This is a genomic window from Haloterrigena gelatinilytica (assembly GCF_013342145.1).
In the GTDB taxonomy this organism is placed as follows: Archaea; Halobacteriota; Halobacteria; order Halobacteriales; family Natrialbaceae; genus Haloterrigena; species Haloterrigena gelatinilytica.
The window spans coordinates 4,279,363-4,294,945 of record NZ_JABUQZ010000001.1 but is presented as its reverse complement, the minus strand read 5'-3'; the positions used below and the strand labels follow the sequence as shown (position 1 = coordinate 4,294,945).

The following is a 15,583-nucleotide window of genomic DNA, read 5'->3' as shown; positions in this document are numbered from 1 at the left end:
AGAGATGACCTCAGATCCTCCGGGCAGTGATGATCCGGACTCCGACAGAGACACGATGGTTGATGAGGTCGAGGAATACGTCATCGACACCGGGATGACGTTCTGTGCGATGGTGACGCGGGAAAACGAAAGTGGTGACAACATCAGTTACAAGGTGACGTTTCCGGACGATCTTGAGTTGGCAGGGATCGTCCACAGAGACGATTCCGTGTACTGGTGGTGTGACATGGCGCAGGGACAGGTCTTGATCTCGGATACGAAAGACCCGTGGCGAGACGAGAAATGGCGGGGTGACGACCGATTCGATCAGGTGCAACACACGAATGTCACCGAGCAGCGGGTGACGACTATCCCGAAGCAGTTGTTCGGCAACTATACCAGTCCGTTCACCGACGAGGAAATGAAAGCGGCCGATCGGGTGGATGATCGCCGGTTCTATCTGCGGAATCGGCATCTGTATTACGCGGTCTCGCCGTGGGACTGTCTCGCCGAGCATGCCGCGTTCTTCGTTCCGATCGAAGAGTTCATCGATATGTTCGACGAGGCAGCCCGGGAAGCGGGGATGGATGGTGGCCGAGACCTGGCCGAACGCTTTGTTGACGAGGACGATCTCCAGGAAGACCACGAGACAGATATCGACGAGATCCTTACGAATGCGAAGACGGATCCGCCGTACTGGCCGGATCCGGATGATGATAGTGATCCGGACGATGATCCCGGTGAGCTGGAGGAGGATCTCGGAGGTGAACCGGCATGACGCCGGACACCGAGTTTGATCATGAGCAGGTCAGGCGTCCAGAAGACGTGGATGTGGACCGGGATAAGACGGTGTTTGACCCGGAGACCGGGGAATGGATGACGATTGAGCAGGTCAACGAAATGGCGGAAACATATGCTGAGGATCGCTTCATGGAGCGTTTAGCGACCAGTCCGGTATCGGTCGATCGCAGCCCATCCACTGATTCGACTGACGAACGCAGCGACCCGTTTTGGAAACGGTTCCTGGACCGTCTCAATTGGGACGACGAAAAGGAAGGGACGGACGAAGAGGTGGAAACAGTGTTTGACCCGGAGACCGGCGAATGGATGACGATCGAGGACACGCGACGTCGGGCAGCACTATACGCTTCAGAGGGTGACACAGATACAGGCGTGGGACTTCTCGAAGATGATGTGGGAAAAAAGGTGATCGCGGCCATCCATGATGGGAGAATGATCGGCAGGGTTGTCCGTGTCGAGGAGGGACAGGCGTACGTCAAGATTCGAATGGGTTCACCGAGCATGCGCTTCGGCGATCTTCCGGTGGGAGAACTTCTTTTAGACGATCCTCGAGGCGAGGCGCTTTCCTCTCGTCATTTCCCCGACCATGAAATCTACCGGATTTCACCAGCGTTTGTTTCCCACATTACCGACAACGTGATCCACTTGAAGTCCTTCGAGGCGGATGTCGAGACGTCTCGGAATTAGTCTCGTTCCGAGTCACTGACGGAATTCACACCTCTATTTTAAATAATCTCTGTCACTGTCTGCACATATCTCGATGAATTTTTCACAGGTGACGCCCCCGACGATGACACAGCAGCTCTATACATTTGATGGTCTCGACGAACTCTACGAAACCGCGGAAGATCTGCCGGAGGCGGAGCGGTTCGATGTGTATGCGCACCGCCCGGCAGACGGTGATCCGGACGATGATTCTGGTGACTGGGCGCATCTCGGCTTCCGTGATTCACTGTGGCTTGAGGACAGTGCGGTCGGCGATGTCTCTTCGAAACGTGATTTTTACCGTGTGTTTCAGTACGGTGATATCATGGAGGCGATCGGCTCCGCGTTAGAACCGTACGATGATACGGTGCATCCGAAGGGCCATGTCCGGTTCTCGGACTCTGGGCACAAGATGAGTGCGTACGTCGATTTTGACGGTGTGGAAGCGGAACCTATCGACGGAGATGTAATCGATCTTGGATTGAAGGTCCGCAGTGGTCACACCGGGTACCACGGGTTGAAGTACGATACGGTCGGTGAACGCCAGATCTGTAGCAACGGGGTGATGGCTCCGGTCTCTGAACTCCAGTTTGAGCAAACGCACAGTGAGCCGCTGAACTACGGGTTGGCACAGCACGCGGTGGAGTCGATCATCGACGGGACCGATGTCGTCGAGGAGCGGCTGGAACAGGCGACCGAGTACGAGTTTCTGAGTGATGAGGAGGCACTGCTGGTCCTGTTCGATCTCGGATTGGACGCGTACCTCGATAATCCGACCGATCTCGCTGAGGATGCACTCGAAACAGAGAAAGACCCGGAACAGGATGTGCCGACGCTGTACGATACGTACAATGCGGCCACCCGATTGATCACGCACGAAGCGGATGTTTCGGCGGACGAACGTGATTACGTCCTTGAGCAGGCATCGACGCTGCTCGATCAGTACGGTGCACTACCGGATACGACCGACCTTGGGCAGTCAGCAGTCGAGAATCGGATTGATGATCACGCCCGTGACGATTCGGTGGAGCTGTATTGGGATGGGGAAGAAGAAACACTGCACGATCTCCTACAGCAGTACGGCGACCGGTGAACATGGATCCCGTCGATGACCGTGATCTCCTCGATCGGCTGGCCGACGATGAGGAGCGCAATCCGGACACATACCAGTGTGCACAGTGCGACGGCCCAGTCCAATTCATCCGGAACGATATCTACAACCACATCGAGGTGGAGTATTACCGGTGCCAAGACCAGTACGGATGTCGTGATGGTGGCGAACGCGTCTACGATCGCACAGGCGAGTTGATCCGAACAGCTGGACCGGTGTTCGAGGACCTAGACTGACGATGTTGTAAACGCGACGGTACCGGGGAGCGGAAGGTGAGCCAATAATCGTTGGACGCGATCGTGACTCGAGGATGCCGGACGTGACGCGGTTACGACGGCTCGCGGAGCAGGCGGGGATTGCGGACAATGACCAGGTGCAGAACCTGCTGGCAGTGGCCGCAGCGTCACCGAACGATACCGTTGTGGAGCAGGTGCATAAGGTGCTGCAGGTGGCCGCATCGAAGCACAGGCAACATCCGTTCGAAACTCCGAACATTCAGAGTTTGGCGACGGTGCCGGGCGATCGTCCGGCCGATCTCGATCTCGGGACTGTCCTCGGCTCATCGGCAGCGTTCACCCTCCCCGAAACCGTACTCACCCGGCACGTGCTCGTCGCCGGAGAGACCGGTGCCGGCAAAACCACCTTGTTCTACTCGATCGTCGACCAAGTGCGTGTCCCCGTCTGGCTGTTCGATCTGAAAACGGATTATCGCCACCTGCTCCGTGAAAATCCGGACCTCGTTGTCGTACCGTGGACCACGCTGCGGCTGAATCCGTTACAGCCACCGCCAGGCGTGACGCCACGACGCTGGGCGCAGTCCTTCCACGAACTGTTTGGGGACGCCTACGATTTGCTCGGTCCATCCCAGCACTACCTCCTCCCGAATCTGCTTGATCTCTACGCGGAGCAGGGCCTGCCACTTGACGAATCGGTCTCCACAGCCGAAACCTTCCCGACGCTGCTGGAGCTCGCAACGCAGATCGCGACCAGCGACGCAAAAGGCTACTCCCAATCCGGGTACAAGGAACGGATCACCAGCCGGTTACGGGCGATGACCGCGGCCACCGCCAACCTGTTCGACTGCCGTACCGGGTATCCGCTCGCTGATCTCCTCGAACAGGACGTGGTGTTCGAGTTCGACGGGTTGGCCTCGGACCACCAGGATTTCCTGATGGAGTGGCTGCTGACCTGGACGTACCGATACCGGAGTACGCACCAGCAGCGTGGCGACCAGCTCCGGCACGTCTTCCTCTGCGACGAAGGCAAACGCTTGTTCTCCGCGTACAAGGAACAGAGCGATGCCAAGGGATTACCGAAGATTGACGAGTTGACCGACAAGATGCGAGAGTTCGGTGAGGCACTCATCGTCGGCGATCAGGAGCCGAAGAAACTGACCGACTCATTGCTGGCGAACACCGGGACGAAGATCCTGTTCCCGATCGGTGATGCCGACCAGTTTCGCCGGGTGGCGCGGTCGATGGCACTCAGTGAGCGGCAGCGCCGGTACGCGAACCAGCTCGATGTCGGCCAAGCCACTGTCCAGGTCGCCGGCAGTGATCCGATGGTAGTCCAGTTCCACAACTACGACCTCGAGAAATCAGTGACCGATACCGAACTCCAGCGCGTAATGCAGGAGACGTGGACCCGTCTCTCAAATCACTCTTCTTCGACAGAGTTACCACGGACCGATGAAGCCGACGAACCCGGTGAACCCGGCGAATCCGTGGGTGACACTGCCGACGAAGATCATGCGCTATCCGAAGCGGCGGAACGATTACTCCATGACGTAGCGGACCAGCCATACACGAATCTCTCCGACCGGTACAGCCGATTATTCGCCAGCCGGTACAAGGGCAACAAGGCGAAGAAGGCATTACTGGCCCGAGGTCTCGTTCAGGAACGCGATGTGGAGAAGAAGTTTGGACGACCGATGCTGCTGGAGTTAACCGAGGATGGCCGTCGCCGGCTAGCGGACGACGGTGTCGCTGTACAGCGGACCGGTCGCGGCGGTATCGTCCATCGATACTGGCAGCAGCTGCTCAAGGACCGGTTCAACGAGGCGGGCTATACGGCGGTCCGAGAACAGGATGACGCGGATGTGGCGGTCGAGCTCGGTGATAGCCGGATCGCCGTCGAGGTCGCGATGGAAGCGGTTCCTCGAGAACTAGAACACGTTGAGCGGCGGCTACAGGATGGGTTCGACTCGGTGTGGATCGGGTGCCGGAATACGGCGGTCAAAGCTGACCTCGAGGAGATGCTGGTCGAGACGGATCTCCCTACAGACTGTGTGCATATTCGGCTTCTTCAGGAGCTGCAGACGGCTTCACTGGACCGTTTGTAGCATCGTCGGCTTAGTCGGTTCTGTCGGAATACACACCTTGGCACAGGGCTGTGCCCTAGAGCGTGACTATTCCAGCAGGTATCCAAACACTCGAACACTACTGTCGGTACGTCTCCTCAATCTCATCGACATCCTCGAAAATACGTTGCGACGGTACCATCCGGTATCCGTCCCCGCCGGTGTCCTGCTCCTGTTCCCGTGCAGATAGCTGTTCCTGTTCGGGGTCACGGTTGCGATCACCGCCGGCGACCGGGAGATATACTGTGATGACTGCCGGGAACAACGCAAGATGCGGCACTATCAGCAACAGATGCATCGTGTACACAAACAGGAATACAGCAGGCACCAGCGTCAAAAACCAGGTAGCGACGTACAGCCGTCGCAGTACCTGAAACCGACCGGTTATCAAAACTACCGCGTTCACAGCCAACAAGACTGTTGCAACGTCAACCATGGTTACTGCCGGTACTGGTCCTCGATAGCATCCACATCGCCGAACAGCTCCTCATCCGGCACGACCTCATAGTCGTCTGGCGCCATCTGTTCCGGCCGCGGATCCTGTCCAGCATCTTGGGGCGGTGGACCGTGATTCCGCGGCCCCTGCTGGCGCTGATCGTGTTGTGGGCCGCCGCCGAGGATGGCATCCAGCAAGCCCAGGCGGCCCTGCGAATCCGGGTTCCGTCCGGGCTCTGACTCCGGTTCCGGACCGCCTTGACCGGCATCCTCGATCTCGAGACCGGTCGTCGGCACTGCGAGGAAGACGACCTGTTTCAGCCAGTGCGGCCGATCTCCTTTCTCGACTCCTAGACGGAACATGACGATACACAGCCCGATACTGACCAGTATCAGCCATCCACTCAGCGGTCCACCGACTATCAGCCAGGGCATGCCCAATACCGCCACCGTGGACACGAACATCCACATAAAGACGTGATCCGGGGCGATCAGTGTCAGAACAAGGCAGATCATGACAAACAACGGTATTGATTCCATGCGTTGTCACCTCAGATGTTCCGTGAAGAACGCGGTCACAGCGTCCGGGATGCTGTACGTCGATCCGTCGTCTCTGCTGTGACCGGGCCGGGTATCGGCCAGTGCGTCCACCGTTGCCTCCAGATCGAGGTCATCGATGGTATCGATCGGTCCAGATTCTCCAGTTCCGACAAATCGGCTGCACGTCTCACAGTTCTCACGTTCATGGGTTGGTCCGGCGTCCATCCGTTTCTCGACCGCGTCATACCCGACCGTTGGTTCCGGCGGCCGGTACCCAGTCACGATCCGGCTAAGTGCGTCGACGGCTTCTGCGGCGGCTACCGAGTTCAACGGGTTCACGGCCGGTTCCGGCGTCAACGCAGTGTCAGGGATGTACCCACGGGCAACCTCTTCTTCAAGGACAGGCTGCGGCAGGTTCTCCCGGCGGAGTGCTTCCGTGTTGTCACGGCCGATGCACTCAAAACAGCCGGTACTGGTACCAGGGGCGATGACCTGGACCTCCGTCTGCATCGTAGTGATGCGGCCGTCCTCGTCCACGTCGACGATACTACCGGCATCGATGTACGGGATGAGGTGGCGGGCAGCGAACTCATTGAGCCAGACGCGGGGAGTGATCCGGTCCAGTCCGGCCAGAATCACGTCGACACCAAGGTCGAGCAGGTACTCTGCGGTCTCCTCGACCGGCAGCGAGATGATCGTGGTCTCCGCCCCGGGCACCTGCTGACCATACCATTGTTGCATCACCGCCACTTTGTAGCGGCCGACATCGCTCTCTGAGGCCTGCGGAAGCCGCGGCAGATTACTCTGTTCGACGCGGTCCGGATCGACGAATGTGACCTGCTGGACGCCCTGCCCCGCCAGTTCTTTCACCAGGTCGGCACCGATCCCGCCGCAGCCGACGACCGCGACATGCGTTTCCGCCAGCTGCTGTTGGCCGTGTTCGCCGATCGCACGGATAGCGCGGTCATATCGCTCTGTGTCCACGTCGACCGGTGGAGCCGCTGAAGACGGGACCGGTGTCACCGTGGCGTCGTCTTCGAGCGTCCAGTCACCGATGATCTCTGGTTCGACAGGGGTTCGTGTCCCGTCGCTGTCTACCTCGTCAATCCGGAGTTCATCCTGGCTGAGGACACCGAACAGGACCCGGCAGTCTTTCAATGCATGGATCCATCCGGCCTCGCCTCGCATCTTGGAATCGTCACGACTCGAGAACCATGCCTCGTCGGCGAACGGATGCGAGTGCACAATCAACGGGTGCCGGTCGTTGCCCGTACACCGGTCAACGAAGTCGACATCGTAGTCATCATCCGGCTGGCACTCAGTCGCCCCGATCGTGGTCATCGCCGCATCCGGAACGATTTCGCAGTCCGCGACAACGAGGTCATCACCGCTGTCAGCCAGGTCAAGGACCGCTGCACGTTCCAACCCGTCATCCTGCAGCAGTGCGGTGGTCAACTGGTCGATCGTTGTCGCCGGGATACGAAGTGTACCTGACATGGTTGTGATCGTGGTCGTGGTGAGCGCCGTGGTTAGCCGTGGGTTCGGGCATAGCGCAGTGGCCGGTCTTTATCCGGGTAGCTGAACGATGCCATCATCCACTGCAGGAATTTCGGTAACGTGTACTCCGGGCTGTTCGGCTCCCAGTCAAGGTCGTGGACACACCAGAGCAGCCAGTCGTTGTCCGGCCAGTCCGCCATACTGAACGGGATCTCCCCCTGTTCGGTGGCTTCTTTCGGGTCGATAACGTGTTCCACCCGGTCCTTGGTGTAGTGGAGACCGCGTGGAAGGCAGGCGTACGGCTGGCCGTGCGGATATGTTTTCGGGATCCGGACGAGTAAGGGTGCGACGTACGCTGGTCCCGGCGGTGTATCCGATTTCTGCCTCCATTTCTCCCGGTTCTGCAGTGTCCAGCCGTCCGGGTACCGCCAGTCCCGGAGTTCGACACCGTGCATCGTGTCGTTCCAGGCGACGGTGTACCGTTTCTCGAGCGCACTGATTTCGCTGGAGAGGCGTTGCGTATTCATACTTGATCAGCCGAAGACGGCGTCCGGTTTCAGGGCGAGTGTGTCACCGTCGTCGAGGTAGTCAGCGATCAGGTCGTCGTCGTTCAGCCGCAACGTTTTCCCGGAGCTGGCGGTGTAAAGTGCCCGCGCGTCCGGCATCCCGACGTCACCTTTGATGGGTTTGACTTGGGTGCTGGACGTGACTCGGTACTGGTGTTCGTCGCCGTTGGCGTCAACGATGATCTGGGTGATGTCGCTTTCCGGGTGATCCGCTGGAATCGGCTTCGCTGAACTTGTCTTGTCTTTCGCTTCAACAATGATCTCGTCCTCGCTGTCGTGACCAAACCCCATGTTAGTCCGTAACAGCCGGGAACGGTTAAACTTTTTCCTCCACTTGAGTTCAGAGTTGTGGTTGATGGTCACGGGTATCAACAACCGTCACGGTCCTGACCAGCCTTTGGTTACCGAATGAGTCGGGATGAACCTTTCACTAATCTTAACCAGTTTGCGTCCTTACCGTCAGGCTATGGATGAAGGCAGCGAGGAAGATGCAGATGATCTGGACCGTTGGGAGCGACTGGCCGAGCTGTTCACAGCGGTCTCGCATAAGGTCCGGATAGCGATCCTCGCGTCGTTGTATGCGGATGAGGAGCGGCCGTTGACCGAGGTCGGTGATGCGTTCGATTATTCGCGGTCGGCTATCCAGAAGCATGTCGACACACTGGTTGAAGTGGATGCAGTGTACCGGCCGCAGGATGATGACCGGGCGTATGCGTTGACGCCGCTGGGCCGGTACTTGGCGAAGCTAGTTGTAGAGGACGGTGACGAGCTGTATACTGCGATACGACGTGTCTCCGAGGCAGCGGATGATGCGGTGGAGGAGTTTTCGGATGTGCCGCTCGACGAGTCGTCGATGGAGAAGGCGGTAAACAATCGGAAGTGGGAACTGGTCGGTACCGAGTTGGAGGCGGAGTTATCTGCGTTGTTCCCGGCTTCCGGTGAGTCTGACGACAGACCCTAACCGTACCGCCACTGTCGATATCGCTGCGCGAGCTGTGGTTTGAGGTCTTGCTGCCAGCGAATGCCGAGATAGATCAACGAGACATAGATGAGGAAGCAGAAACTGAGGAGGACTGTGCGAACGGCGTTCTCGTAACCTGGGTTCGGCATCGTCACAGCCTCTACCTCGTGTGTACTCGCAGCGTATTATAAAGATATCAGCGTATTTGGGCTAGTTCCTCCCTCGGTTATATAAACTGGCGTTATTATCAACCATTTTAGGTGATTTATTTGGAACTACGCTCGCAGATGGCTGATGGAGATCTGGGTGAGAGCGTGAAACCGATTCTCGCCCTTCTATTCGGACTTTCCAGCCTTGCCTACCTGGAAATCGGAAACCTGGAAATTGAGGGCTTTTCTCTGACGGATACTATGTTCACTGTAGCTGAACTGGACGTGTCAAATGCGACCGTGATCGCGCTTTCGTCGATCATCATGGGATATGCAGTCTCGAATCGCGATCTCGGTGACTTCACCGATGCACAGAGCTTTTTGGCGTACGCTCTCGGTGGGTCAGTTCTTTTGCTGACAGTCTCACCACCGATCCATGAGGCTGTCGTGTCCCACACGGAACTGGCGTACACGGTGCTGCTGGTTCAGCTGCTCGGGTTCGGTGTCGTGGCCGGAACCCTGGACGTAGGTGCTGATGGTCGGAGTACTGCGGGGTGGTTCAATTGAGATCCCCGCTGAAATCCGGAATGGCCGCCTTTGCGGCCATTTTTCTTCTCATGGTGACGATGGCGCCCGCAGCCGTTGCGGAGACAGATGTAGACCTTAGTCTCGATCAGACCCTCGATGACATGACAGATGAAGCCACAGCCTTTGACTGGAATGAAGATTCCAGTTACTATGCTGTCGGCTCCAGCGACGGTTCAGTGTACGTCTACGACACTTCTGACTGGTCTCTCGATGAAGAAATCACCGAGGAGCACGGCAGTTTCGACGTGGAATTCAGCCCTGACTCTGACTACCTCTATTCATCAGACTCGTTCGGTGCACAAGTAGGGAACCTCAATGTCTACGACACCGAAACCTGGGAGACTGAATTTACGTATGATGGAATCGCCCAGGTAGCGACGTTCAGCCCAGACGGTGACGAATTCGCGTTCGTCAACGAGACCGGAACAGACGAATACACGGTCTACATCTACGACACAGGTGACTGGGAAGAACAGGGCTCATTCGTCTCAAGCTCTACTTCATCTGTCAACGCCATTCAGTACAGTCCTGAAGGAGACCACATTGCGTTGGCTAGCAACGACGACAACACCTACATCCACGGCACGGACGATGGGACAGAAGTCGCCACTCTTGACGAACCAGCGGATGATGTATGGGATGTGTCATGGAACCCATACACTGATGAGCTCGCTGTGGGAACACAGGAAGGCCATTTCCGGGTCTACGACACTGAAGACTGGGTAGAACAGGAAAATATCGATGTAGCGTCCGCCGCAGGTGCAGATATCTCGGTTGACTACAGTAACAGCGGAGATTACCTCGCAGTCGGCTACACAGATGACAGCTGGGAGGAAACCCGACTCTCTGTCTACGGCACAGGAGATTATGAAGTAGAAGACAGCTACTACAGTGACGATGGGTCGTGGGCAGAACGAGTCGGATGGAGTGACGACGATGAAATGGTCGGCATCGCGGACTTCAATAGTTCGTCCTTTGTCCTGTCTACAGGTGTAGAGTACGCCCCTGAAACAGACGAAGAGGACAAGGCAGAGATCGTCCAGCTCCGTAGCGTTCCCGAGGATCTGAGTTTCGCGGACATTGCTGGTCCTGACACGGTGAACGTGACCTACGAGAACGACTCCGTGCTCGCTGAGGCGGAGGATGCGGTCTACCAGACCGAGCTGATCGACAGCAACCAGTTCGTCAATGTGACGGTCGAACTCGGTGAATCCTTTGCCGATGTCCGGATTCTGAACGCATCCGGGGACGTGCTGGAAGAGGAGAACAGTACGGATGCCGTGACGTTCGACCTAGAGGAGTCCAACGCGACGGAGATCCAGGTCGAAGTAGAGCTGACGGAGAACGCGGTCCTGGAGAACCTGACCGTGTACGGTGAGCTTCCGGACGCTAATCCGATTACGGGCGGTGTGGTCCGTGCAGCCGGCGGCATTGTTTCAGTGGTCACCGGCATCTATGATGCAACGGTCGGTGGCGCAGTTGATGTCGTCGGTGGAACGTACGAGGCGGCTGTCGGGATTGCTCATCGCGTCCTCGACATTCCGACCGCGGCACTCGACTGGCTGGGCGAGGTGTGGCCGTCAGAATGAGGCGCCCCCTCTCCCTTTTCCTTATTTTTCTCCTGGTACTGACGATAGCTCCAGCAGGTGCGGCACTTTCCGCTGATTTGACATCCGCAAGCTGTACGAACCTCTTGTTCGCGTTCTCTCCAGCGTGCCTGCTCTATCAGTGGTCGGAGTCGTTTATCGATGATGACGAAGCAGATGTCCTGTTTAACGACATCGCTATCGATGTGGTGACGATGGAGGACGGCCGGACGCATCTCACGCAGGATGTAGAAGCTCTTGCCAATCAGTCGTATGGTATCGGCGTCTCAGAGGCTAAAATAACTGTTATCGAGCAGTTGAACAATGGATCGAACGAGTCTGAAGCGGTAGATGCCGCGATCGAAGACATCGATGAGTTCTACACCCAGCAACAGATCCGGCTCCTCAATCAAGCGAACCGCGAAGTTCTCACGTTCCAGAGCGCATGGGACTCCGTAAATGCCCACAACGAGGTTAACTTCATGGACTGGATTCCTATCGACTACTGTGGGGAAACGGGCGACGACTACCGTGAACCGTTTGTCGGGGAACACAATTTCACGCTGTTTAACGGCTCTGTACGGACCCAGCACTATGCGATGATGGAGGACCAGGACCTTGGATCGGAGACATCTGCAGGGAACTGTAATGATCCGAGCGGGGACGGCCATCTCTACGGCGTAACACCCGGCTTCAAGGAGCTCGACGAGCTGGATTCTGCCTCGTGGAACGGTGATTCCCATATCCCTATCGTCGATGCAGTTGAGAACGGTTCTGAACATGTGATGCTTGATGCGAACTCGTACATCGATGCGTATGCAACTATGACCGATCGTCGTGGGCAGGCCGTGAACAACGTCAATCAGATGGCTCACGATATCTATGCAAACTTTGAGCCAGGTGATCTGGACGTATCTGACGTACTCGGCCCCCTGGAAGCACTGATGCATGCATCCTCGTCCTACAACGATACCGGGTTCTACAGCTACGCGGCGGTCTCCCTGCAGCAAATGGGGCTTGCATCTAACCTGACCTACGGGTTCGAAGTCCAGTGGAATAACACGGACATGGACGAGCCACAGACGGCACATGGTCAGCTGTTCGTGCATGATGAGGACGATCCGCAGTTCAACGGAACTCTGGAAGTCAATACGACCTACGATGCGTCTGATACGACGGTCTGGTTCGCGCACGAGGTTGAGGACGGTGCCGCAGAGCGGACAGAGTTCGACGACGAGTTCAGAATCCTGTCCATGACCGACACTTCGACAGGTGAGACCGTGAACGAGACCTCTATCCAGTCAACCGACTTCTACACGGAGGACACGTCGGAGCTGGAGGCACAGCTGGAGCAGCTCCAGAACTCACAGCAGCAGCTCCTGGATGATATCTCCGGCGGTATCTTGCCTGATGGCTGGCCGAATCCGTTCACCTGGCTCGGGGACCAGCTCGGTATCCCGGACCACGCTGCAGCAGTAGTGGCCGGCGTGGGCATCGTCATCCTGCTCCTCCTGTTACCATTTGGGTGATGCAGAGGTGCGGTATCAGCTCCCTTTGGTCGTCATCTGTGTCGTGTTCCTCACACCAGCCGTAACTGCGAACAATGAGACAGTGTCCGTCAGCCAGTCCGTGATCAGCATCGATGATCAGACTGATGTGGCGAACCACACTTGGGACAGTGACGGTGTGACGATCGTGTTCGATTCGGATATTCCGCGTCGGGCGACCATCACGGATGCGTCTGCGATCATGGATACGGATGACGCGGCCGAGATCCCGTTCCGCCGGGTGAATCTGGACGCGGGACTGACCGAGGTGTCGATGGCCGTCGATCAATCCAGTACGTACCGTGGTGAGCGGATTGTGACCGTGGCGGTCGGGGAGACGATGGTCGCCCTCAGTGACGGCCGGACACCCTTGTTCGATGACGTGGATGCTCCGATGATGTGGATGGCTGGGATAGCTGGTGCAGCTGCTGTCATCATCTTGCAGCTGTTCCTCATCAAACGGCGGGAACGCAAACTGCAGAACAATCTGTACGAGGCGATGTAGAGTGGATGGCGCTGCTGTCTGGATGGCGGTCCTGTACCTGGGATTGAGGTGTGTGCTGGATGTCTGATCCGTTCATCCCGAGGAAATCACGGCTGGAAGTATTGCTGACGTTCATCGCTGACACGAAATATGTGTGGGCGATTGGATTCGTCTCGCTTATTCTTCTCGTAGTAACAGGATATATGAATCTTCCTGAAATCCCGATGTCGAACACGATGAAAGCAGGGGTGATCGTGTTCATCGTCATGTCCGTGATCGCCTACATCCCCACCAAAAAGGTGCTCCACATGTTCTACGAGCCAGATTACGAATTCCTGGCCGAAGTCGACGCCGCCTCCCCGAAACCCATCCAAATCTACGCCACCTCAAAGGACGGCATGAACCAGCTCAACCTCACCAGCGGCGCCACATACACGTACCGCAGTGCCGGTGGCTACCTGGTTCACATCGTCCGGTCCGTCGACACCGAGAACTGGACCGCAGAAGGCACCTGGCTGGGCGAAGCCACCGACGTCGAACTCATCAACGACCGGGAGAAAATCGACGCTAACCGCCGCAAAAACCGGAAATGGGCGATCATCGGCCAGAAATTATTCGCCCGGTTCTCTGCCATCGCGGACAGCGTCGAATCCAAATACTTCACAGAGCTGTCCAAGACCGAAATGGAACTCTCCAGCTTCAAACCCGATGTCCTCCTGGACGAGCTCGAGGACAACATCGACGAGTTCGACATTGACGACATCGATGAACTCGAAGACATCGCACAGGAATTTAACGGAACCGACGAAACAACCGGTGTTCAACCCGAGGAACAGGGAACACAGGTGAACGAAAGTGGGGAGTAAATCCAGTACAGAGTCATGGATAGCGGGGCAGCTCCGCGAAAAACTGGTCTCACCGAACAACGATCTTCCGACCCTGCAGGAGGCAGGCCTCCTTGACAAAGAGGTCATCGACTTCCTAGTCGCGTTCGAGGAGAACTACCAGCCGCAGGATCTGGATGATCCACATTACGCGCACGAGACCGAACGCTACCAGCGCATCGTGAAGAAGAACGTGTCGAAGAACCTCCGCAGAGCCATCCGAGACGGCGACAAGGAAGTTATCGCCCACGCCCTCGGCGTAGTCGAACAGACGACGTCCATTTCGCCCATCAAGCTGATCGAACGCCTCCGGCGCTGGATCGTCCGTGAGGCTGGTGTCACGTACCTGGCCGGACACATGGGGGTCGGCAAGACCGACTTCTCCCTCCTCCTCGGCGAGATCTGGGAATCGAATACGGAGGGCGAGGTCGCATCCAACATCAAGAGCTGCAAGCAGACAAAGACCATTGTCCGGCAGGATGACCTGACGGACTGGCTGGAGAGCGGTAGTGGCGACAAACTGTTCATCTTCGATGAAGCCAGCTCCCATGCCACCGGCTACAGTCACGACGCATCTGTCGTCGTCAAGCAGCTCTCATCCATGATCAAACTGATCCGCAAAAACGATGGCTCCATCATCATCATCGGTCACACCGGGAAGGATCTGCACCCTGACATCCGACGCCTCGCTGACTACGTGGAGAAAGAGAGCAAGAAGGAATTAGCCGTATTCGAGACCGTTGAGGAAGCAGAAGGACAGGATGAGAAGTTCGATCTTGACGGGATACCGCCGACCAGCTGGACGTACGACACAAAAGAAGCCAGCAGCTGGGAGTGGGCAACTGATGAAGAAGACGAGGGACCGGACCTCCTGGAGATCGCCTGCAAGGTCTACATCAACAGCAACATGAACCAGCGTGACGTAGCCGACCTCTTCGAGATGTCCGCCTCACAGATCAGTCAGAACTACCAGCAGTACAAATGAGGTCCGGCGCTAGATAGGATTATTATATAATGTAGAAATTCAAATTCATATCACTACGTGATATGAATTTGGCTGGACGGACAGGATATTTCGGTGATTTCCCGGTCAAGCCGGCGAGAAGCCCTGAAAAATCGTAATATTATGTTAGGGGAGCGGCTATCCTGCCGGACGCGGCAGGACAGGCTTGACGCCTACCTCACGGGGGGACAAACCGCTCCCCATGATTACCCCTTTCCAGGGGGATATCTGAAACACGATATCCCCCGTCCCTCTTTCTCCCCGGGATTTTCGTCCAGAAGACCCGGTTCCTTGCCGGGATTTCGGTGAAATACCCCTGTTTGTCCGACCGGATTTTCGAGGCAGAAATGATTTCTTTTGGAGGTGCTCGGTGTTCCTGGTGTCACAT

At 57.0% G+C, this 15,583-nt stretch carries 16 protein-coding genes and 1 pseudogene; 12 read left to right on the top strand and 5 right to left on the bottom strand.

Annotated features, from left to right (window positions below; genetic code table 11):
- The 5 genes and pseudogenes from HTZ84_RS21240 to HTZ84_RS21220 form a co-directional block, all read left to right on the top strand.
- Nucleotides 1-757 (top strand): annotated as a pseudogene (locus HTZ84_RS21240) (hypothetical protein); the annotation flags it as partial.
- Entirely contained in the window at nt 754-1,467 is a 714-nt protein-coding gene (locus HTZ84_RS21235) for a hypothetical protein (RefSeq protein ID WP_174682500.1), read from the top strand. The pseudogene HTZ84_RS21240 and the gene HTZ84_RS21235, both read left to right, overlap by 4 nt.
- Nucleotides 1,468-1,570: 103 nt before the next feature.
- Nucleotides 1,571-2,578, top strand: coding sequence for a hypothetical protein (locus HTZ84_RS21230; protein ID WP_174682499.1), 1,008 nt, complete (start codon nt 1,571-1,573; stop codon nt 2,576-2,578).
- A 2-nt stretch (nt 2,579-2,580) separates the two neighbouring features.
- On the top strand, nt 2,581-2,832 hold the full coding sequence (locus tag HTZ84_RS21225; RefSeq protein ID WP_174682498.1) for a hypothetical protein: 252 nt from the start codon (nt 2,581-2,583) through the stop codon (nt 2,830-2,832).
- A gap of 74 nt (nt 2,833-2,906) precedes the next feature.
- Nucleotides 2,907-4,937, top strand: a complete 2,031-nt coding sequence (locus HTZ84_RS21220; RefSeq protein ID WP_174682497.1) for an ATP-binding protein — start codon at nt 2,907-2,909, stop codon at nt 4,935-4,937.
- A 97-nt stretch (nt 4,938-5,034) separates the two neighbouring features.
- Here HTZ84_RS21220 and HTZ84_RS21215 read toward each other — a convergent pair whose 3' ends face one another.
- From HTZ84_RS21215 to HTZ84_RS21195, 5 genes are read right to left on the bottom strand one after another with little or no spacing between them, the layout of a single operon-like run.
- On the bottom strand, nt 5,035-5,391 hold the full coding sequence (locus HTZ84_RS21215; RefSeq protein ID WP_174682496.1) for a hypothetical protein: 357 nt from the start codon (nt 5,389-5,391) through the stop codon (nt 5,035-5,037).
- 2 nt (nt 5,392-5,393) lie between these two features.
- Entirely contained in the window at nt 5,394-5,930 is a 537-nt protein-coding gene (locus HTZ84_RS21210) for a single stranded DNA-binding domain-containing protein (RefSeq protein WP_174682495.1), read from the bottom strand.
- A gap of 6 nt (nt 5,931-5,936) precedes the next feature.
- Nucleotides 5,937-7,427, bottom strand: coding sequence for a HesA/MoeB/ThiF family protein (locus tag HTZ84_RS21205; RefSeq protein ID WP_174682494.1), 1,491 nt, complete (start codon nt 7,425-7,427; stop codon nt 5,937-5,939).
- Between the two features lie 32 nt (nt 7,428-7,459).
- Entirely contained in the window at nt 7,460-7,954 is a 495-nt protein-coding gene (locus HTZ84_RS21200; protein ID WP_174682493.1) for a hypothetical protein, read from the bottom strand.
- Between the two features lie 6 nt (nt 7,955-7,960).
- On the bottom strand, nt 7,961-8,284 hold the full coding sequence (locus HTZ84_RS21195; protein WP_174682492.1) for a hypothetical protein: 324 nt from the start codon (nt 8,282-8,284) through the stop codon (nt 7,961-7,963).
- A gap of 175 nt (nt 8,285-8,459) precedes the next feature.
- Between HTZ84_RS21195 and HTZ84_RS21190 the strand changes: the two genes are divergently transcribed.
- The 7 genes from HTZ84_RS21190 (at nt 8,460) to HTZ84_RS21160 (ending at nt 15,177) form a co-directional block, all read left to right on the top strand.
- Complete coding sequence (locus HTZ84_RS21190; RefSeq protein ID WP_174682491.1) at nt 8,460-8,954, top strand: winged helix-turn-helix domain-containing protein; 495 nt, start codon at nt 8,460-8,462, stop codon at nt 8,952-8,954.
- A gap of 287 nt (nt 8,955-9,241) precedes the next feature.
- Nucleotides 9,242-9,670, top strand: a complete 429-nt coding sequence (locus tag HTZ84_RS21185; RefSeq protein WP_174682490.1) for a hypothetical protein — start codon at nt 9,242-9,244, stop codon at nt 9,668-9,670.
- Between the two features lie 20 nt (nt 9,671-9,690).
- Nucleotides 9,691-11,280 (top strand): WD40 repeat domain-containing protein, encoded by a 1,590-nt coding sequence (locus tag HTZ84_RS21180; RefSeq protein ID WP_174682489.1) that lies wholly within the window; start codon nt 9,691-9,693, stop codon nt 11,278-11,280.
- Nucleotides 11,265-12,806 carry a hypothetical protein gene (locus HTZ84_RS21175; RefSeq protein WP_174682488.1) on the top strand — a complete coding sequence of 514 codons (1,542 nt, stop codon included), beginning with the start codon at nt 11,265-11,267 and terminating at the stop codon, nt 12,804-12,806. The genes HTZ84_RS21180 and HTZ84_RS21175 overlap by 16 nt, the downstream gene beginning before the upstream one ends.
- Nucleotides 12,807-12,813: 7 nt before the next feature.
- Nucleotides 12,814-13,329: a hypothetical protein gene (locus HTZ84_RS21170; protein ID WP_174682487.1), complete on the top strand. Its 516-nt coding sequence runs from the start codon at nt 12,814-12,816 to the stop codon at nt 13,327-13,329.
- A gap of 59 nt (nt 13,330-13,388) precedes the next feature.
- A complete protein-coding gene (locus HTZ84_RS21165; RefSeq protein ID WP_174682486.1) occupies nt 13,389-14,174 on the top strand; it encodes a hypothetical protein in 786 nt (261 codons plus the stop codon).
- Nucleotides 14,164-15,177: an AAA family ATPase gene (locus HTZ84_RS21160; RefSeq protein WP_174682485.1), complete on the top strand. Its 1,014-nt coding sequence runs from the start codon at nt 14,164-14,166 to the stop codon at nt 15,175-15,177. Before HTZ84_RS21165 ends, HTZ84_RS21160 begins: the two co-directional genes overlap by 11 nt.
- Nucleotides 15,178-15,583 lie beyond the last annotated feature (406 nt).